Source organism: Streptomyces sp. NPDC039736, from assembly GCF_055596485.1.
In genome coordinates this window covers 566,357-584,453 of sequence record NZ_JBVIUQ010000003.1, presented here as the reverse complement: position 1 = coordinate 584,453, position 18,097 = coordinate 566,357, and the positions used below count along the sequence as shown (strand labels likewise).

Here is an 18,097-nt window from a genome sequence, read left to right as displayed (position 1 = left end):
GCGGCCCCGCCCGGCGGCGACGGCTCAGCCGTTCTCCCGTCCCGGCAGCGGCGCGCCGTCCAGGAAGGCGCGGTAGGCGTCGGCGGCGTCCGGTTCGATCCGCGTGGTGCGGGGGCCGTAGCGGGTGTCGGTGCGGTCGCGCTTCGGGCCGGACACCCAGAACTCCTCGCCGCTGACCGTGTCGTAGAAGTTCGCGCCGGACCTGCCTGCGGCCCGGCGCAGTGTCCTTCCGTGGAAGGAGGCCGTGCGCCAGGTCGTGGAGAAGTCGGCCCACCCGATCCAGGAGGGCCCGTGGTCGGTGTCATGACCCGTCTTCAGCTGTACGAACACGATCCGTCGAGGCATACGGTCAGGGTCGCAGGGGCCGCGGCACCGCGCATCCGGATATCCGCGCGCCTCCCGGGCGGAGCCCTCCCGCGCCTCCCGCATGTCACGGCGGCCCCCGGCGCCCCGGTGGGTTAGAACTTGCCCTACCAATACGGACATTCGGGACGGTGTGGCAGTGCGGCACAACACGGAGGACAGCGGCGGCGGGCCCGGGCGGCGGGCGGTACTGGGACTGGGCGCGGCAGCGCTCGCCGCCCTGCCGGGGACGGTGGCGCGCGCGGCGGCACGCGACGCACCGCCGCATCACCGGCAGGCGCTGGACGTGGCGGCCGAGAACGCCCTGCCGGGCGCGGCGGACTGGCGGATCACCCGGGCGGGGCCCGCGCGTGCCGTGGAGGGTTTCGCCGAGCGGGTCAGCGTGCTCGCGGGCGAGCCGCTGGGGCTGCGGGTCTCGACGACGGCGGCGGCGTACACCGTGTCCGCGTACCGGATGGGCTGGTACGGGGGACGGCGGGCCCGGCTCGTCCACCGCTCGGGGCCGCTGCCCGGCCTGCGCCAGCCCGCCGCGGCCACGGACGCCGCGACCCGCATGGCCCGCGCCCCCTGGCGGCGGACCGCCGAGCTCGACACCTCGGGCTGGCCCGAGGGCAGTTACCTGCTGCGCCTGGACACCACGGACGGACGGGCCCAGCGCTTCGTGCCCGTGACGGTCCGTTCGCCGGACGCGGCCGGCCGTACCGTGCTGGTGAGCGCGGTGGCGACCTGGCAGGCGTACAACCGGTGGGGCGGCGCGGACCTCTACCGGGGGAAGAGCGGCACGGCGGCGTCCCGGGCGCTGCAGGTGTCCTTCGACCGCCCGTACGCGAACGCGCGGGGGGCCGGCCAGTTCCTCGTCTACGAGGCTCCGCTCGTCGCCCTCGCCGAGGAGCTGGGCCTGCCCCTGGCGTACACGACGGGCGTCGACCTGGCCCGCGACCCGCACGCCCTCGACGGGGCGGCGGCGGTGGTCTCGCTCGGCCACGACGAGTACTGGAGCCCCGAGCAGCGCCTGCACGTCACCCGCGCCCGCGACTCCGGGACCAACCTCGCCGTGCTGGGGGCGAACTGCTGCTACCGGCGGACCCGCTTCGAGGGCTCGCCGGTCGGCCCCGACCGGGTGGCCGTCTGCTACAAGGAGGACTACGCGCGGGACCCCGGCTTCCGGCGCGGCCTCCCCGCCACGAACGACTTCCGGCGCCTCCCGGACCCCGATCCGGAGAGCACGCTGCTCGGGGTGATCTACGCGGGTTATCCGGTGGACGCCCCGTACGTGGTGACCCGCCCGGAGCACTGGCTGCTGGCGGGCACGGGGGCCCGGGCGGGCGACGCGTTCCCGCACCTCGTCGGGGTGGAGTTCGACCGGGTGAACCTGGCCCATCCGACCCCGCGGCCGCTGGAGATCCTGTCCCGCTCCCCCGTGGTGTGCAAGGGCCGCCCCTCGTACGCGGACACCGCCTATCTGACGCTGCCCGGCGGGGCGGCCGTCTTCGCGACCGGCACCATGCGCTGGGTCGAGGCCCTGGACGCCACCGGCCCCGCCGGCGGCCGCGCCAACCACGGCCTGGACGCCCGCGCCGGACATTTCACCCGCACGGTCACCGCCAACGTCCTGCGCGCCTTCGCCCGGGGCCCGGCGGGGCGGAACCGGCCCGCCGAGGACAACGTGGCCGACCCGGTCCCGGGCGGCCCGACCCCGTAGCGGGGCGGCGCGGGCGCGGTGAACGCGCGAACCGCGGGCACATGAACCCGTACGAGGTCGAGGAGCAGGAGGCACGGGTCATGACGACGGCGATGACACCGCGGCAGGGCGGCGGCGGGGGCACGAGCGGGCTGTACGACGTACTGGAACTGATCCTGGACCGGGGGGTGGTGATCGACGCGTTCATCCGGGTGTCGCTGGTCGGCATCGAGATCCTGAAGATCGACATCCGGATCGTCGTGGCCAGTGTGGACACCTATCTGCGGTTCGCCGAGGCGTGCAACCGCCTCGATCTGGAGACCGGCGCCAAGAAGCCCGCGGGGCTGACCGAGCTCCTGGGCGGCACGTCCGGGTCGGGCGGCGGCAAGGGCACGTCCGGGCCGCGCAGCGCGAAGGAGGGGGCCATGACGGGGGTCGCCAAGGGGTTCTCCGAGGTCCTCGGGCAGGTCCGGGAGAACCTGGAGAACGCCAGCCCCCGCCGCTGAGGCGGATTCCGCTCCCGGCGGGTTGACGCTGCGTGGTCGGTTCGTCGCACGGTGCGGTCGCGAATGTTGGATGATGTCCCTCAGCGGTTCCGGATCCGCGTCTTCCGGGTTCCGGTCCTTCGGTCAAGAAGCACGCAGGGAGGGGCAGTTCGTGGCGCAGGCCCATGTGGAGAGCGAGCGGGTGGCGGGACGGTCGTGGACCGTACGCCTGGATGCCGTGGGGCGTGACGTGGCGGCGGTGAAGGTGGCCTGCAGCCGTCCGGCCTGTGCGCCACGGCAGTTGCCCTCGGCGGCCGAGGGGCGCGCCTACGCGAACGCGCACCTCACCGCGCATCTGCGGGCGGCGGGCGGCCCGCGCGCCCGGGCGGCCTGCGCGTGCCGCGCCGAGGGGTGCCAGGCGCACGCCGAGACCGGGCGGAACGCGCCGGCTCCGCAGTGCGGCGGGGCGGTGGTGCTGGCGGTGGCGGTGGATCCGATGGGGCGCTGGTGGCGGGCCTGGGAGTGCTGCGCGCGTTGCGCGGCGGCCCGTCCGACGGCGCGGGTGGTGGCGTCGGCGCAGGAACAGGCGCAGGGACCGGGCCGGCAGCGGACCCAGGGACCGGGCGAGGCGCAGGCCGCCGCGCCCGGTGGCGCGGCGCCGACCGTGGGCGGGGTGGGCGCGCCGCTGTTCTCCGCCGCGGGGGCGTCCGTGCCGGGGGCGGGGCCGGCTCCGGGCGCGGGCCCCGGCGGGCCCGCGTACCGGGCGACCGCGCCGCGGCCGCGGCGGCCCCGGCGGCAGGGGAAGATCGCGCAGCGGCTGGTGCCGCACGACCTGCGGCCGGTGGCCCTGCGGGACGAACTCATCGAGCTGGGCGACGCGTTCCGCGCCTACCAGAAGTCCGGCGAGCCCGACCTCGCCGCCCTGGCCGGGCTGCACGAGCGCAAGGCGCTCGCCTTCGTCGCCTGGGCGGACAGCACGGGCGACGGGAGCCTGCGCGCCGAGGCGCGGCGCGCGGAGCAGGCCGCGGCCACCGCCCGCACCCAGCACGCGCACCGCACCGGCGAGGGCCTCTCGGACGGCGTCGAGCGCCTGCTGAGCAGCCCGAACCACTGGACCCACGCACGGACGGTGCTCGCCCACGTACGGGACCACGCGCCGGTGCCGGGCCCGGAGGCCCGCCTGCTGACGCTGCTGCTCACCCTGCGCTCGGCCCGCACCGGCCACGGCAACGTCACCGGCCAGGACGTGACCGGCTGGCCGCTGGGCGACCCCGCGCGGGCCCTCCAGGACCTCGTCGACGCCGGGTGGATGCGACTGCCCTCCACCGTGGAGGACTTGCTGACGTCCGCGCCGGAGAACCCCACCGGCATCCTGGTGCCGTCGCTGGTGCCCGCCGAGGGCGCGGCCGGGCCGTTCGGCTTCGGCAAGCTGGCGCGTACGAAGCTGTCCGGGTGGGCGCAGAAGGGCGTCGGCGACCGCAAGCTCCGCAAGAAGAAGACCCCGGCGGCGACGCGGCTGCTCGCGCTGGCCTGCGCGGCGCACAGCACCGCCGACGGGGGCCTGGGGGCGGGCGGGGAGGGGCTGGAGGCGGCGGAGCTCGCGTCGCTGTGCGGCGTGGACGCCGGGCAACTGGGCGAGTTCCTGGACCAGTTGACCGCGTACGACTGGCTGGCGGAGGCGTCCCTGACCGAGGACCGGGTCCTGGGCCGGCTGTCCGAGCGGGTGCTCCCGTTCGGCTGCCCGCTGCTCCGGGAGGACGACGGGCTGTAGCCGCCGCCTCGTTCCACGTCGGCCGGAATACCTGACCAAGGATGTCGTACATGGGTTGAGAGGGTCATGACCGCGACGTCGACGGACGTACGCACTCCCGTGTTCCCCGTGGGGGCTTCCGCGCGCCGGATGCCCGCACGCGTCGAAATGGAGCCGTCATGGCAATCGAGCGCACCCCCGTCAACCCGGTGGACTGGTCCCTGGAGCTGGGCTTCCACCAGGGCGAACTCGTCTCCGGCGAGACCCGCACCCTGTACGTGTCCGGGCAGACCGCGATGGACGCCGACGGCAGACCGCAGCACGAGGGCGACGTCGCGGCGCAGCTCGCCCTGAGCGTCGACAACCTGGAGGCGGTGCTCGCCGAGGCGGGCATGACCCTCGCGCATCTGGTCCGGCTGAACGTCTACAGCACCGACATCGACCGGCTCTTCCCGCACTACGGCGCGCTGGCGGGGCGGCTCGGGGCCGCCGGGGCGACCCCGACGACCACGATGCTGGAGGTACGCCGACTGGCGGTCCCCGGGCAGGTGGTGGAGCTGGAGGGCACGGCCGTCGCGTAGCGCACGCCCCCCGTCAGCCACGGCTTTCCCGTCAGCCACGGCCCTCGCGTCGTCCACGGCCGTCCCATTCAGCCACGGCCGCCCCTCGGGGACGGAACTCGTCCGCGGGTTGTCCCCGAACATCGGCGGAATTGTCCGTAATCCGTAACGGACGGATCCCTTCGCCGCCGCGCCTCGTCCTGCCCAGTGATCGCACGGCACGGACGAGGAACAGCGCGGACAAGGGGCGGACATGGGACGACACGACAGTGGACGGGGCTGGTACGGCAAGGCCGTCGGGGCGGCGCTCGGCGTGGCCCTGCTGGCGGGCGGCGCCTCGGTGTGGACGGCACAGGCCGGCACCGGGGCGCCGCCCACGGCGAAGGCGCCGGCCACCGCCGCTCCCCGCACCCCCGCCCGGCCGGTCGACGCGAGCATCGCGCACGCCTCCGACGCGGGCCCGCGCGGCCTCAACCTCACCATCGACGACGGCCCCGACCCCACCTGGACCCCGCAGGTCCTGGAGCTGCTGCGCGAGCACCGGGTGAAGGCCACGTTCTGCATGGTCGGACCGCAGGCGAAGGCGTACCCCGACCTCGTGAAGAAGGTCGTGGCGGCCGGGCACCGGCTGTGCGACCACTCGGTGTCGCACGACACGGCCATGGACAAGAAGTCCCCGGCGTACCAGAAGCAGCAGATCCTCGACGCGGAACACATGATCACCGAGGCGTCCGGCGGCGTGCGGCCGATGTACTACCGGGCGCCGGGCGGGGCGTTCACCCCGTACAGCCGGGGGCTGGCGGCCGACCGGGGCATGCGTCCCCTCGGCTGGAACGTGGACAGCAAGGACTTCCAGCGGCCGGGTGCGGCCACGATGGTGGAGACCGTCGGGCGCGAACTCCGCAACGGCCCGACGATCCTCTTCCACGACGCGGGCGGCGACCGCACCCAGACCGTCGCGGCACTGCGCAGGCTGCTGCCCCAACTCCTCTCCCAGGGTTACGAGTTCGGCTTCCCGGTCCGATGAGGCGGGTGCTCGCGCGCGCATGACCGAACGGTAGGTTGCCCGGCATGAACACACCGGACCCCTGGCCCCCCGAGCCCCTGCGGACCGAACGCCTGGTGCTCCGCGCGTCGCAGGCGCGGGACCGCGGAGCCTTCGTCGACCTGTTCTCCTCCCCCGAGGTGAACGCGTACGTCGGCGGCCCGCAGCCGCGCGAGGAGCTCGAACGCGCGATGCCCGAGGTGCCGGGCCGGCGCCCGGGCTGCTTCGTGATCGAGCGCGACGGGGTGATGATCGGCCGACTCACCCTCCAGCGGGACACGGGGCTCCTCCCGCAGGCCGCCGGGCGGACCGAACTCGGCTATCTGTTCCTGCCGCAGGCGTGGGGACACGGGTACGCCGCCGAGGCGTGCCGGGCCGCACTCGACCGGTTCACCGCGGCGCACCCCGGCGAACCGGTGGTACTCGCCACCCAAACCGCCAACGTCCCCTCGATGCGCCTCGCCCGGAAACTGGGCTTCGTCGAGGCGGAACGGTTCGAGGCGTGGGGCGCCGAGCAGTGGTTCGGCGTCCGCCCCGCCCCCGCGCCGCGCTGAGCCCCGGCCGCCGCCGGGGGCCCGGTGCGGGCGGATGTCCGCACCCGGGAACTTCCTTGCCCGCCCCGCCCGTTCAGCCTCACATGACGAACGCGGTGTGGCAGGCGGCCGTTCTCGCCGGGCTCGCCGCGGCGATCTTCCTGGCGGACCGTGCCCTGCTCTGGATGGAGGGCCGGGGCTGGGTCCACTGGCGCAGGCGCAGGGGCCTGTCCGCGATGGGCGCGGACCTGCTGCGGGACCTGTCCCCCGCCGCGCAGACGCAGCGGCGCGAGCTGGAGCAGGAGCGCGTCCGCAAGAACGTGCGTCCGGCGGAGGAGCCGCCGTTCCAGGTGGACCTGGACGCGAAGGTGGTCCGCATCCGCGCCCGAGGGCCCGAGCGGCCACGGCGCTGAGGAGCAGTCGTCCGCCCGCGTCAGGGCGGCGTGAGGCGTGCCCGGTCGCTCTGCCCGTCGGAGAGGAAGGCGGCCAGGCGCTGCCCCTCCTCGGTCAGCGCGGTGCGGTCGGTGCGGGAGAGCCGGGTGAGCGGGGTGACCGTCACCGTGCCGTCCGCGTCCGTGATCCACGTCGCGGCGACCCGCCCGTCGACCAGGGCGACCCGGGTGCCCGCCACCGAGAGCCCCCGGTGGGCGTCGTCGATGATCCGGCTGCGGTCGTGGTAGCCGAGGACGGCGTTGTCGAACGCGGGCAGGAACCGTACCGGGGCCGGGGTGTCCGGGTCGGGGCGGGGCGCGTCGGGCAGGTCGAGGAGTTCGCGGCCGCGTTCGTCCCGGAAGGCGACGAGCTCGCCGCGTACGGCGGCCACCGCCGCCGGCAGTCCCGCGACACCGCACCAGGCCCGCAGGTCCGCGGAGGCCGCGGGTCCGTACGCGGCGAGGTAGCGGCGTACCAGCGTCTGCCCGACCGGGTCGTCGGCAGCGGCCGGCAGCGGGTCCGGGGCGCGGCCCAGCCAGAGGGAGAGCGGGAGGTTGCGGACGCCGGCCCGGGTGCGCCAGAGGCCGCGCGGGGGCAGTTGGGCCATCGGGACCAGGGCGGAGACCAGCAGCTCGCCCAGGGGGCGCACACCCGGTTCGGGCCAGCGGTCGACGAGGGCGCGGGAGAGTTCGGCCAGGGTGCGGGGCCGGCCGTCGGCCATGACCTCGCGGCCCGCCGCGGCGAGCTCCGCGAGGTCGATCCCGGCGAGCTCCCGGCGGTAGGCGGCGAGCACCTTCTGCTGGAGCATCGCGTCGTGGCGGGAGCGCCAGGCGAGGGCGTCGTCGGCGGTGACGAGGTGGACGGTGCGCCGCATCAGATGCGTACGGACGACCTGACGTTCCGTCAGCAGGTCGTCCAGTCGCGCGGGTCGGAACCCTTCGAGCCGTGACCAGAGCCCGATGAAGGGTTCCTGCGGCTCCTGGGCCTGGAGGCCGCCGAGGTGCCGCACGGCGTCCAGGGGCGACAGGTCGGAACGGCCGAGGAGGAGCTGGCGGGCGAGGGTCGCGCGGTTGAGCGCCCGGGCGTCGAGGAGGGCGGCGGTCATCGGGGCGGACTCCGTTCCTGACGGCGGAGGGCGGCTCCGCGCAGGATATCCGGGTCCGGGCCGGCCCGGCCCGCCCCCTCAAGTGACGATCGCGAAGACCCACAGATGCGGGTCCGGGCCCGTCAGGATCACGTAGTGGACGATGGCGGCGGACGTCGTGATCACCCGCACCGTGTCGTCGAGCTCGTACTTGTCGGCCTGCGGCCACGACCACGGGTCGCCGCACGCCCGCAGCACGGCCGCGTGGATCTCCTCCTTGACCGGGGCCGGCAGGTCCCTGACGGTCCGTCCGACGTGCGCGGCAAACCGCGCCGGGATCGCCCTCACGTGCCGAAGTCCTCTGCTCATGTCCGTCGTTCCGGGTGCGGTGCGTCTCGTCGCTCCTGACCCTACGCGTGCCCCGGGACGCACGGCGCGGGGCCGGCGGGGCCGCCCGGCCGCTCCGCGCGGCTACTCCTGCGGGGCCGTGACGACACGGCCGTTCTCGTCGAGGGTGTGGGTCTGCCAGTACGTGTCCCACTCGTCGCCCACCCGCTCCGGCACCTTGCCCTCCGGGAAGCGGGCGTAGCCCTTCGGGGGTTCCTCGCCCTCGGGGGCGCAGGCCCGGCCGGTGGAGCCCACCGCCAGGACCGGGTACTCGTCGCCGCCGCAGATGGCGTCCTGCGCCGAGCAGCCGGAGAGGACGAGGACCGCCGCGGCGGAAGCCGTGACGAGGACGGCGCGGGCGGTACGGGAGTGCCTGGCGTGGCGGAGGTGCACGGTGGGCTCCTTGCGGGTCGGCGACGGAGGTAAGCCTGACCCGTTCGCGGGGTGTCAACCCTCTCGTCCGCTCCTCCGTACGGCGCTCGTCGGCACGGGCGGGGACGACGGTGGGGGCGTTCACCGTAAGGAGTGATCAATTGGCCCTCCCCCAGCGGAAGTTCGGGCCCGGTCCGGCGCCGTGGGGAATACTGCGCAGCATGGACACGGCCGTACAGCAACAGCCCACGCACGAGGAATGGCTGGCCTCCATGGTCCGCACGACCTCCGCCGCCTCCGTGGTCTTCCACGACCCCGACCTGCGCCTGCTGCTCCTGCACGCCACGTACGAGGACGTCTGGCAGTTCCCCGGCGGAACGGTCGAGCACGGGCAGGACCCGTGGGAGGCGGCGGTCCGCGAGGTGGACGAGGAGACCGCGCACCAGCTCACCTGCGGCCCCGCCCTGCTGGGCGTCGACTGGTGCCGCCCGCGGGGCCTGGCCCCGTACGCGCAGTTCCTCTTCCGCGGCCCCGCGATCACCCGCGCCTCGTTCACCCCGGTGCTGTCCCCGGAGCACGACGACTGGGGCCTGCGCACGGTGGAGGAGTGGGAACCCCTGGTCGGCCCGCGGCAGACGGCGCGCCTCGCACTCGTACGGGAGGCGCTGCGCACCGGCGGAAGCCTGTACTTGCAGGACGGCGGGCCGGTGCCGTCCTGAGCGCGGTTACCGTGGCCGCGTGATCATTTCGACGTATGCCCTGCCCGAAGGGGTCGACCTGCGCCTCGCCGCCCTCGAGGACGCCGAGGCGCTCGCCGCGGCCGTGCGGGAGAACCGGGAGCACCTGAGCCCCTGGGAACCCCGTTGGCCGGAGAGCTACTTCACCGCCGAGGGCCAGGCGGACCGGCTGCGGGACCGGCTCGCACAGTACGAGGAGGGGAGGCTCGTACCGTGGCTGATGGTGCGGGAGGGGCGGGTGGTGGGTGCGGTGACGCTGTCGGGGATCGTGCGGGGGCCGTTCTGCAGCGCTTCCCTCGGGTACTGGGTGGCCGCCGGGCACCTGGGGCGGGGACTGGCGAGCGCGGCGGTGCGGCACGTGTGCGAGGCGGCGGGCGAGGCGCTCGGGCTGCACCGGGTCGAGGCGTCGACGGTGGTGCGCAACGTGCGGTCCCAGCGGGTGCTGGAGAAGTGCGGCTTCGACCGGATCGGCACCGCGCCGCGCTATCTGCACATCGACGGGAGGTGGCAGGACAGCCATCTCTTCCAGCGCGTCCTGCACGACGAGCCGCCGGTGATGTAGAAGCCGTACGGTGAAAGGCTTCTGACGGTACGTCAGTACTGGTCGCCGTCCGCCACCGCCACCAGCAGCACGCGCGTGTCCGGGCTGGTGGCGCGCCAGCGGTGGCGCACGCCGCCCGCGAGGTACAGGGTGTCGCCGCGTTCCAGGACGAGGGTGCGGCCCTCGGCGTGGACCTCGGCGGTGCCGTCCGCGACGTACATCAACTCGTCGTTCTCGTGCAGGAATTCGCGGTCGGCCTGCTGCGGCCCGGTGAATTCGAGGGCGTGCAGCCGGCGGTTCCCGCGCACCAGGGGGCGCACTCCCGCGTTCCGGGCGAGGCCGGGATCGTCCTGGGCGCGGACGACGTGGAGCGGCGCGCGCGCGTCGTCGGCGGCGGCCATGAGCTGAACGGCGGTGCTCCGGAGGCCGTCCGCGATGCGTTGCAGGGAACGCATGCTGGGGCGGGCGCGCTCGTTCTCGACCTGGCTGAGGAAGGGCACGGAGAGGCCGCTGCGGTCGGCGAGGGCGGCCAGGGTCAGGTCCAGGGCGCGCCGCCGCCGGCGGACGGCCCTGCCGAGTCCACTGTGCGGCCCGCCGCCACGGCCCGGCGCGTCCGTCCCCGGCACACCCGCGTCCGGCTCCTCCCCCGCGCCCGTACCGCCCACATCCACGCTCCGTCCTGCCACGCCCCGCGCACCCGTTTCCGCCATGGTCGCCCGCCTTCCGCGGTCACCCTATGCGGGGTCGCGCGAGGCTTCGTGCTCCTGTCACACCGCTGACACACAACTCCCCTAGCGTCAAAGGAGTTCCACCTCGTCAAAGAAATTCTGACCCCATCGGAAGGGCCCGCCGTGACCACCGTCGACCAGAATCAGCGCCGCCGCCGCGGCACGGGGCTCATCGCTCTGGACCCCGACCGCGCCTTCCCCGGATACACCCTCTTCGCACCGCTGACCGACGGCGGGCGCGTCCACCTGATCGGCCTCGACGGCACCGAGGCGCACACCTGGAAGCTGCCGTACCGGGCCGGGCGGCACGCGCGGATCCTGCCCGGCGGGGACCTCGCCCACAACGGCGTACTCCCCGGCCGGCAGGCCCTCTTCCCCATGTGGCACAAGTACCGGGGCGGAGTCATGGGCGTCTACGCCCCCGACGGCACTCCGCTGCGCGAGCACGTCGACCCCCTCCAGCACCACGACGCCCACCACCTCGACGACGGCGGCGTCCTCTACACCGCCGTCGAGCCCCTGACGGGCACGGACGCGGAAGCCGTGCGCGGCGGAGTGCCCGGTTCCGAGGCCGGGGGCGGGACGGTCTGGGCCGACACGATCGTCCAGCTCGACGCCGACGGCTCCCCGGTGTGGTCCTGGCGCGCCGCCGACCACCTGGACCGCGAGGCGTACGCCCTGCACCCCGACTACGCCCGCGAGCACTGGCCGCTCATCAACTCCGTGACCCCGCTCGCCGACGGCAACGTCCTGGCCAGCCTGCGCAGTTCCTCCGCCGTGATCGTCATCAGCCGCGAGACCGGCGAGGTCGTGTGGCGCACGGACCCGGGCACGGTCTCCCAGCAGCACCACCCCACCGAGCTCCCCGACGGCAACTTCCTCGTCTTCGACAACGGCGTCTTCCGCCCGGGCCACGACGTGCCGTACTCGCGGGTCATCGAGATCGACCGGACGACGCGGGAAGTGGTGTGGGAGTACCACGACCCCGCCAGGGAGTCCTTCTTCGCGCCGTTCATGGGCTCGGCCCAGCGTCTCCCGAACGGCAACACGCTCGTCGCCGACTCCCCCGCCGGGCGTCTCTTCGAGGTCACGCCGGACGGGCTGGTCGTCTGGGAGTACGTCGTCCCGTACTTCGGCGGGTACGCGGAGTCCGAGGTGCGCGGGCTCTTCCCGGCCGAGCCGAACGCGGTCTTCCGCGCGTACCGCTACGCGGCGGAGGAGCTGCCGTGGCTGGAGACGGCGCGGCCGGCGACGGCACCGCTGGAGACGGGCCGATGAGCAAGCCGCTCACCGGGGCCGCGGAGGCCCCGGGGGCCGGGCAGGCCCCGGAAGTCGCGGCGGTCGACGAGCGGGTTCCCCTCGCCCGCCTGGCGCCGCTCGCCGTCCAGCACGTGCTCGCGATGGCCGCGGCCCCGATCTCCACCGTCTTCCTGACCTCCGCCGCCCTCCACCTCTCCCCCGCCCGCACGGCCTCCCTGCTCAGCGCCGTGCTCGTGCTCTGCGGGGCGGGCTCCCTGCTCCAGTCCCTCGGTGTGTGGAAGGTCGGCGCCCGGCTGCCCTTCGTGATGCTGCCCGGCGGGGCGGCGGCCGCGCTGTTCCTCCAGATCGCCGCCGACCACGGACCGGCGGTGGCCACGGGCTCGGTGTTCCTGGCGGCGCTGCTCCTGCTGGCGGTGGTGCCGCTGTACGCGCGGATCGTACGGCTCTTCCCGCCCCTCGTCATGGGCGTGACGGTGCTGCTGATCGGGATCGCGATGGTGCGGGTGGCGGCGCAACTGGTCACCGGGCCCACCGGCCGGGCGCTCCCGGCGTCCGTCGTGCTGGCCGCTCTGACGGTGGCCGTCACCCTCGCCGCGTACCTCCTGCTGCGCGGGGTGTGGCGCCAGAGTGCCGTCCTCATCGGCATGACGGCGGGCACGGCGATCGCGGTGACCACGGGGCTGGGGGCCTTCACCCCGGCGGCGGGCGCCGGCTTCGCGCTCCCCGCCCTCCTGCCGTACGGAGCGCCGCGGTTCGACCTCCTGGCCGCCCTCCCGCTCCTGATCTTCAGCCTCACCACGCTCGCCGAGATCACCGGCCAGACCGTCCTGAACAGCGAGGCCTCGGGCCGGGCGGCCGCACCGGGGCGGGACGTGCCGAAGGTGGCGCGGGCGGACGCGGTGATGTCGTTGCTCGGCGGTCTGTGGGGCACGTCCCTCATGGTCACGAGCTCCGAGAACATCGGCATCAGCCGCCTCACGGGCGTGCGCAGCCGTTACGTCACGGCCGCGGCCGGCGCGCTGCTGGTGGCCGTCGGTCTGCTGGCCCCGGTGTCACGGGCGGTGGCGGGCGTCCCGCCGGCGGTGGTGGGCGGCAGCGCCCTGGTCGTCTACGCCCTCATCGCGGTGATGGGCGTGCAGATGCTGGCCCGCGCGGACCTGGCGCGGCAGGGCCACTCGATGGTCGCGGCGTCGGCACTGGCGGCGGGCCTGCTGCCGGTGGTGGCTCCGCAGCTCTACGCGGGCTTTCCTTCCTGGGTACGGACCGTGCTGGGCTCGGGGGTGGTGGCGGGAACCCTGACGGCGGTCCTGCTCCACGGCCTCTTCACGCTGACCGCCCGCTCCGGACGCGCCGCCGGAGGCGTCGGCGCCGGGCGGCCCTCCGGCTGACCCGGGGAGGGGTACCCGGCGCGCCCGGCGGCACGCCGGGGCCGCCCCGCCGCACGCCCCGGCCGCACGCGTCGGCCGCACGCCCCAGGCCGGGCGCGCCCTGCCGTCCCGGGTGTTACGCGACCTTCTTGCGCACCGACCCCGCCGCCGCCTTCGCCCGCTTCTGCGCCGAGCCCGCCGCCGCCCGTGACCTGCCCTGCGCCGAGCGCAGCGAGCGGGCCCGCGCCGCGTCGGCCCGACGGACCGTCAGCTCGGCGCGCCGGCCCGCCCGTTCGGTAGCGCGCCGGCCCGCCGTGGCCGACCTGCGGGCCCGCCACGCCATCGACGGCTTGCCGTGCGTGTCGGCGGCGGTGATCAGCAGCGCGCCCGCCAGCGAGAGGTTCTTGAGGAAGTGGTTGCGCTGCTCCGCCTTCGCCTCCGGGTCCTTCTCCTCCCAGAAGCGGTGTCCGGCCAGCGTGGTCGGCACCAGCGTGCCCGCCAGGGCCAGCGAGGCGAGCCGCGGGAAGCGGCCCAGGGCGAGCAGGGCGCCCGCGCCCACCTGCACGGCGGCGTTGATCCGTACCAGCTTCTCCGGGTCCGTCGGCAGCTTCGGCACCTTCCGCGCCAGCGGAAGCGCCACGGGCTCGGCGGCGGCGGCCGCCTTCTCCGGGTTCCGGAGGGTGCCGATTCCACCGCTGATGAATGTCGAGGCCAGCATGGGCCTTGCGATCCTCCTGATGAGTGCCATGCGGCACGGGTTCCCCGCCCCGTCGCCCGCCATGCACGAAGCGGGCAGATGTACGACAAACGCGCGGCAGGTGCGCGCCGACGGGCGCACGGCCGGTCCGCCGTGAGCGAACCCCCTGGGCATCGCCGGGTGACGGGTGTTGGCTGAGCCGCATGGAGATCTTGGTTCTGGGCGGTACGGCATGGGTGGGCCGGGAGTTGTCCCGGCAGGCGATCGAGCGCGGGCACACGGTGACCTGCCTGGCGCGCGGCGAGAGCGGCGAGGCGGCGAAGGGGGCGCGGCTGGTGGCGGCCGACCGCTCGGCCCCGGACGCGTACGCGCCGCTGCTGGACCGTACGTGGGACGCGGTGATGGAGGTGTCCTGGCAGCCCGGTTTCGTACGGGACGCGCTCGACGCGCTGAAGGGGCGGGCCCGGCACTGGACGTACGTGTCCTCGTGCAGCGCGTACGCCACGCACGGCGAGCACGGCGCCGACGAGTCGGCGGCCCTCCTGGCTCCGACGGAGCCGGAGGTGCGCGAGACGGGGCGCGAGCAGTACGGCGAGGCGAAGGTGGCGTGCGAGCAGGCGGCCGTGGCGGCGGTGGGCGACCGGCTGCTGATCGCGCGGGCGGGGCTGATCGGCGGTCCCGGCGACCACAGCGACCGTTCCGGCTACTGGGCAGCCCGCGCGGCGCGCGACCCCCGGGACCCGTTGCTGGTCCCGGACGAGCCGTCCCTGCCGACCCAGGTGATCGACGTGCGCGACCTCTGCGGCTGGCTGCTGGACGCCGCCGAGAAGGGCACGACGGGAACGTACAACGCGGTGGGTCCCGTGCTGCCGCTGGAGGAGTGGATCGAGCTGTCGCGTGCGGCGGGCGGGCACACCGGTCCGGTCGTCCGGGCGTCGTCGGACTGGCTGCGCGAGCAGGGGGTCGCGGAGTACATGGGCCCCGAGTCGCTGGCGCTGTGGATCGTCGCGCCCGGCTGGCGGGCCTTCTCCGACCGCAGTGGGGCCGCGGCCGTCGCCGCCGGGCTGCGCCACCGCCCGCGCACGGAACTGATCGCCGACACCCTCCGCTGGGAGCGCGAGCGGGGCTTGGACCGGGAGCGGCGCACCGGGCTGAGCGCGACCCGCGAACGCGAGCTCATCGACGCGCTGGGCTGACCGGGAACCGGAACGCCCCGGCGGCGGACACACGAAAGGCAGGGAGACCGCTCTCCCCGCCACAACCAAGGTATACCCCACCGGGGGTCTTGCCACAAGGCCCCCGGAATGCCGCAGAATCACCCGCCGAGGCCACCACCTGCGGAAATGAGAGCGGCACAGATGAGCGAGCAGTATGCCGGGCAGTCAGCGGAGAAGCAGTACGACGGGCAGCAGGACGACGGGCAGCAGGACCACGACAAGTACGTGCGGGACCTGCGCGCGACCGACGGCGCGCGGCTCGGGTCCGTCGGCGGCAAGGGCGCGCACCTGGCCACGCTGTCCCGTATCGAGGGCGTCCGCGTGCCGGACGGCTTCTGTGTGACGACGGAGGCCTTCCGGGACGTCGTCGCGCAGGCCCCGACGGTCCTCGCCCCGCTGGACGAGCTGGCGGCCGCGGCCGCCGACGACCAGGAGGCGGTACGCGCCCTCAGTGCCCGGGTCCGCCGGGCGGTCGAGGAGATCGCCCTGCCCCCGGCCCTCGTGCGGGAGGTCACCGAGGCCCTCGCCCGGCACGGCGCGCACGACGCCTACGCGGTCCGCTCCAGCGCGACGGCGGAGGACCTGCCCACGGCGTCCTTCGCCGGGCAGCAGGACACGTATCTGAACGTCGTGGGAGCCGAGGAGGTGCTGCGGCACGTCAGCCGCTGCTGGGCGTCGCTCTTCACCGAGCGGGCCGTGGCGTACCGCGGGCACCAGGGCATCGACCACCGGACGGTGCACATGGCGGTGGTCGTGCAGCGGATGGTCTTCCCGCAGGCCTCCGGCATCCTGTTCACCGCCGACCCCGTGACCGGGGACCGCAGGACCGCGACCGTGGACGCCGGTTTCGGCCTGGGCGAGGCACTGGTGTCGGGCCTGGTGAACCCGGACGTGTTCGCGGTGCGGGACGGTGAGGTCACCGCCCGCACGATCGCCGCCAAGCAGCGGGCGATCGAGGCGCTGCCGGGCGGCGGCACCCGGGAGGTCGCGGTCGACGCCGGGCGGCAGGAGCAGCCCGCGCTCACCGACGCGCAGGCGGTGCGGCTGGTGGAGCTGGGCCGGCGCATCGAGGCGCACTTCGGACGCCCGCAGGACATCGAGTGGTGTCTGGTCGACGACGGCTTCCAGATCGTCCAGAGCCGTCCGATCACGACGCTCTTCCCGGTCCCCGAGGCCGCCGACCGGGGCAACCACGTGTACGTGTCCGTCGGCCACCAGCAGATGATGACCGACGCGATGAGGCCGCTGGGCTGGTCGATGTGGCAGCGCACGGCGATGGCGCCGATGCAGGAGGCGGGCGGGCGGCTGTTCGTCGACGTCACCGCGCGCCTGGGCATCCCCTCGGTCCGCGCCGGCCTCCTGGACCTGATGGGGAAGGGCGACCCGCTGGTCCGGGACGCGCTGGAGACCGTACTGGCACGGGAGGGCTTCGTACCGGAACTGCCCGAACCCGAGCCCGCTCCCGGCCCGGCCGCCGGGACGCACGCCGCCCCCGAGCCGCTCGGGAACGACCCGGCGGTCGTCACGGCCCTGATCGCGCGCAGTGAGGCGTCCGTCGCCGAGCTGGAGGCGGCCGCCGGGTCGAAGGCGGGACCCGCGCTCTTCGACTTCCTGGACGAGGCCTTCGAGGAGCACAAGCGGGTGCTCAGCGACCCCTTGAGCATGCGGGCGATCATGGCGAGCCACGAGGCCACCTGGTGGCTCAACGAGAAACTGGAGGAGTGGCTCGGCGAGAAGAACGCCGCCGACACGCTCACCCTGTCCGCCCCCGACAACATCACCTCCGAGATGGGCCTGGACCTCCTGGACGTCGCGGACGTGATCCGTCCGCACCCGGAGGCGCTGGCGTACCTGCGCGGCGTCGAGGGCGACGACTTCCTGGACGGGCTGGCGGAGGTCCCGGGCGGGGCCGCGGCGCGGGACGCGATCGAGAAGTACCTCGACCGGTACGGGATGCGCTGCGTCGGCGAGATCGACATCACCCGCCCGCGCTGGCGGGAGCGCCCGGGCACGCTGGTGCCGGCGATCCTCGACAACGTGCGCAACTTCGGTCCCGGCGCGGCCGCGAAGCGCTTCGAGGAGGGCCGGCTGCGCGCGGAGCGCAAGGCGGACGAGGTGCTGGCACGCCTGCGGGAGCTGCCCGACGGCGAGGCGAAGGCGGCCGAGGCACGGCACATGATCGAACGGGTCCGGACGTTCATCGGCTACCGGGAGTACCCCAAGTACGGCGTCATCTGCCGCCTCTTCGCCTACAAGCGGGCCCTGCTGGCGGAGGCGGAGCGCCTCGCGGCGGCGGGCGTGCTGGCGGAGGCGGAGGACGCCTTCTACCTGACGTACGAGGAGTTCCGGGAGGCCGCCCGCTCCCGGCGGGTGGACCGGGACCTGGTCCTGCGGCGCAGGGAGGACTTCCGTACGTACACCGCCCTCACCCCGCCCCGGGTGCTGACCTCGGACGGCGAGGCGCTGAACGGCTCCTACCGGCGCGACGACGTGCCCGAGGGCGCGCTGACGGGCCTCGCGGTGTCGGCCGGGACGGTGGAGGGGCGGGCCCGCGTCGTCCTGGACCTGGCGGACGCCGACCTGGCGGCGGGCGACATCCTGGTCACGTCCTTCACGGACCCGAGCTGGTCACCGCTGTTCGTCGGCATCGCGGGCCTGGTGACGGAGGTGGGCGGCCTGATGACGCACGGCGCGGTGATCGCGCGTGAGTACGGGCTGCCGGCGGTGGTGGGGGTGGCCGGGGCGACCCGGCTGATCAGGGACGGCCAGCGGATCCGCATCCACGGCACGGACGGCTACGTGGAGCTCCTGGACTGAACCGTCCCGGACCGGGCCGTCCGACAGCGGGACCGGGCCTC

Annotated in this window: 19 protein-coding genes; 13 read left to right on the top strand and 6 right to left on the bottom strand. The window is 74.8% G+C overall.

All coding sequences use genetic code 11. From position 1 onward, the window contains the following. Nucleotides 1-24: 24 nt before the first annotated feature. Nucleotides 25-345 carry a hypothetical protein gene (locus ACZ56L_RS12125; RefSeq protein ID WP_468687367.1) on the bottom strand — a complete coding sequence of 107 codons (321 nt, stop codon included), beginning with the start codon at nt 343-345 and terminating at the stop codon, nt 25-27. A 157-nt stretch (nt 346-502) separates the two neighbouring features. Between ACZ56L_RS12125 and ACZ56L_RS12120 the strand changes: the two genes are divergently transcribed. The 7 genes from ACZ56L_RS12120 (at nt 503) to ACZ56L_RS12090 (ending at nt 6,830) form a co-directional block, all read left to right on the top strand. Further along, nucleotides 503-2,065 carry a N,N-dimethylformamidase beta subunit family domain-containing protein gene (locus tag ACZ56L_RS12120; protein ID WP_471063537.1) on the top strand — a complete coding sequence of 521 codons (1,563 nt, stop codon included), beginning with the start codon at nt 503-505 and terminating at the stop codon, nt 2,063-2,065. Nucleotides 2,066-2,145: 80 nt separating this feature from the next. Next, the gene (gvpJ, locus tag ACZ56L_RS12115; protein WP_471063849.1) at nt 2,146-2,550 is read left to right on the top strand and encodes a gas vesicle protein GvpJ; all 405 of its coding nucleotides are present in this window, start codon (nt 2,146-2,148) and stop codon (nt 2,548-2,550) included. 151 nt (nt 2,551-2,701) lie between these two features. Next, the gene (locus ACZ56L_RS12110) at nt 2,702-4,300 is read left to right on the top strand and encodes a hypothetical protein (protein ID WP_471063535.1); all 1,599 of its coding nucleotides are present in this window, start codon (nt 2,702-2,704) and stop codon (nt 4,298-4,300) included. Between the two features lie 158 nt (nt 4,301-4,458). Next, nucleotides 4,459-4,860, top strand: a complete 402-nt coding sequence (locus ACZ56L_RS12105; RefSeq protein ID WP_471063533.1) for a RidA family protein — start codon at nt 4,459-4,461, stop codon at nt 4,858-4,860. A gap of 232 nt (nt 4,861-5,092) precedes the next feature. Then, nucleotides 5,093-5,866 carry a polysaccharide deacetylase family protein gene (locus ACZ56L_RS12100; protein WP_471063531.1) on the top strand — a complete coding sequence of 258 codons (774 nt, stop codon included), beginning with the start codon at nt 5,093-5,095 and terminating at the stop codon, nt 5,864-5,866. A gap of 44 nt (nt 5,867-5,910) precedes the next feature. Further along, entirely contained in the window at nt 5,911-6,438 is a 528-nt protein-coding gene (locus tag ACZ56L_RS12095) for a GNAT family N-acetyltransferase (RefSeq protein ID WP_471063529.1), read from the top strand. An 83-nt stretch (nt 6,439-6,521) separates the two neighbouring features. After that, the gene (locus ACZ56L_RS12090) at nt 6,522-6,830 is read left to right on the top strand and encodes a hypothetical protein (RefSeq protein ID WP_471063527.1); all 309 of its coding nucleotides are present in this window, start codon (nt 6,522-6,524) and stop codon (nt 6,828-6,830) included. A 20-nt stretch (nt 6,831-6,850) separates the two neighbouring features. Here ACZ56L_RS12090 and ACZ56L_RS12085 read toward each other — a convergent pair whose 3' ends face one another. The 3 genes from ACZ56L_RS12085 to ACZ56L_RS12075 form a co-directional block, all read right to left on the bottom strand. Further along, nucleotides 6,851-7,954 (bottom strand): winged helix DNA-binding domain-containing protein, encoded by a 1,104-nt coding sequence (locus ACZ56L_RS12085; protein ID WP_471063525.1) that lies wholly within the window; start codon nt 7,952-7,954, stop codon nt 6,851-6,853. A 78-nt stretch (nt 7,955-8,032) separates the two neighbouring features. Next, nucleotides 8,033-8,302: a hypothetical protein gene (locus tag ACZ56L_RS12080; protein WP_380836853.1), complete on the bottom strand. Its 270-nt coding sequence runs from the start codon at nt 8,300-8,302 to the stop codon at nt 8,033-8,035. 102 nt (nt 8,303-8,404) lie between these two features. Beyond that, a complete protein-coding gene (locus ACZ56L_RS12075) occupies nt 8,405-8,713 on the bottom strand; it encodes an SCO0607 family lipoprotein (protein WP_468687355.1) in 309 nt (102 codons plus the stop codon). A 200-nt stretch (nt 8,714-8,913) separates the two neighbouring features. On the opposite strand from ACZ56L_RS12075, the gene ACZ56L_RS12070 reads away from it, so the two are divergent. Continuing rightward, nucleotides 8,914-9,411, top strand: coding sequence for an NUDIX hydrolase (locus ACZ56L_RS12070; protein ID WP_345227469.1), 498 nt, complete (start codon nt 8,914-8,916; stop codon nt 9,409-9,411). A 19-nt stretch (nt 9,412-9,430) separates the two neighbouring features. After that, nucleotides 9,431-9,991 (top strand): GNAT family N-acetyltransferase, encoded by a 561-nt coding sequence (locus ACZ56L_RS12065; RefSeq protein ID WP_471063522.1) that lies wholly within the window; start codon nt 9,431-9,433, stop codon nt 9,989-9,991. A 32-nt stretch (nt 9,992-10,023) separates the two neighbouring features. Here the strand turns inward: ACZ56L_RS12065 and ACZ56L_RS12060 are convergent, their stop codons facing one another. Next, the gene (locus ACZ56L_RS12060; protein WP_471063847.1) at nt 10,024-10,596 is read right to left on the bottom strand and encodes a helix-turn-helix domain-containing protein; all 573 of its coding nucleotides are present in this window, start codon (nt 10,594-10,596) and stop codon (nt 10,024-10,026) included. Between the two features lie 225 nt (nt 10,597-10,821). Between ACZ56L_RS12060 and ACZ56L_RS12055 the strand changes: the two genes are divergently transcribed. Beyond that, complete coding sequence (locus ACZ56L_RS12055) at nt 10,822-11,976, top strand: aryl-sulfate sulfotransferase (protein WP_345227476.1); 1,155 nt, start codon at nt 10,822-10,824, stop codon at nt 11,974-11,976. After that, nucleotides 11,973-13,346, top strand: a complete 1,374-nt coding sequence (locus tag ACZ56L_RS12050; protein WP_471063520.1) for a uracil-xanthine permease family protein — start codon at nt 11,973-11,975, stop codon at nt 13,344-13,346. The genes ACZ56L_RS12055 and ACZ56L_RS12050 overlap by 4 nt, the downstream gene beginning before the upstream one ends. A gap of 115 nt (nt 13,347-13,461) precedes the next feature. On the opposite strand, the gene ACZ56L_RS12045 is transcribed toward ACZ56L_RS12050, so the two are convergent. Continuing rightward, on the bottom strand, nt 13,462-14,043 hold the full coding sequence (locus tag ACZ56L_RS12045) for a DoxX family protein (RefSeq protein ID WP_471063518.1): 582 nt from the start codon (nt 14,041-14,043) through the stop codon (nt 13,462-13,464). Nucleotides 14,044-14,225: 182 nt separating this feature from the next. Between ACZ56L_RS12045 and ACZ56L_RS12040 the strand changes: the two genes are divergently transcribed. Both ACZ56L_RS12040 and rph read left to right on the top strand, forming a co-directional pair. Continuing rightward, a complete protein-coding gene (locus ACZ56L_RS12040; RefSeq protein WP_345227483.1) occupies nt 14,226-15,218 on the top strand; it encodes an NAD-dependent epimerase/dehydratase family protein in 993 nt (330 codons plus the stop codon). Between the two features lie 162 nt (nt 15,219-15,380). Further along, nucleotides 15,381-18,056, top strand: coding sequence for a rifamycin-inactivating phosphotransferase (gene rph / locus ACZ56L_RS12035; protein WP_471063516.1), 2,676 nt, complete (start codon nt 15,381-15,383; stop codon nt 18,054-18,056). The last annotated feature ends 41 nt before the right edge of the window (nt 18,057-18,097 follow it).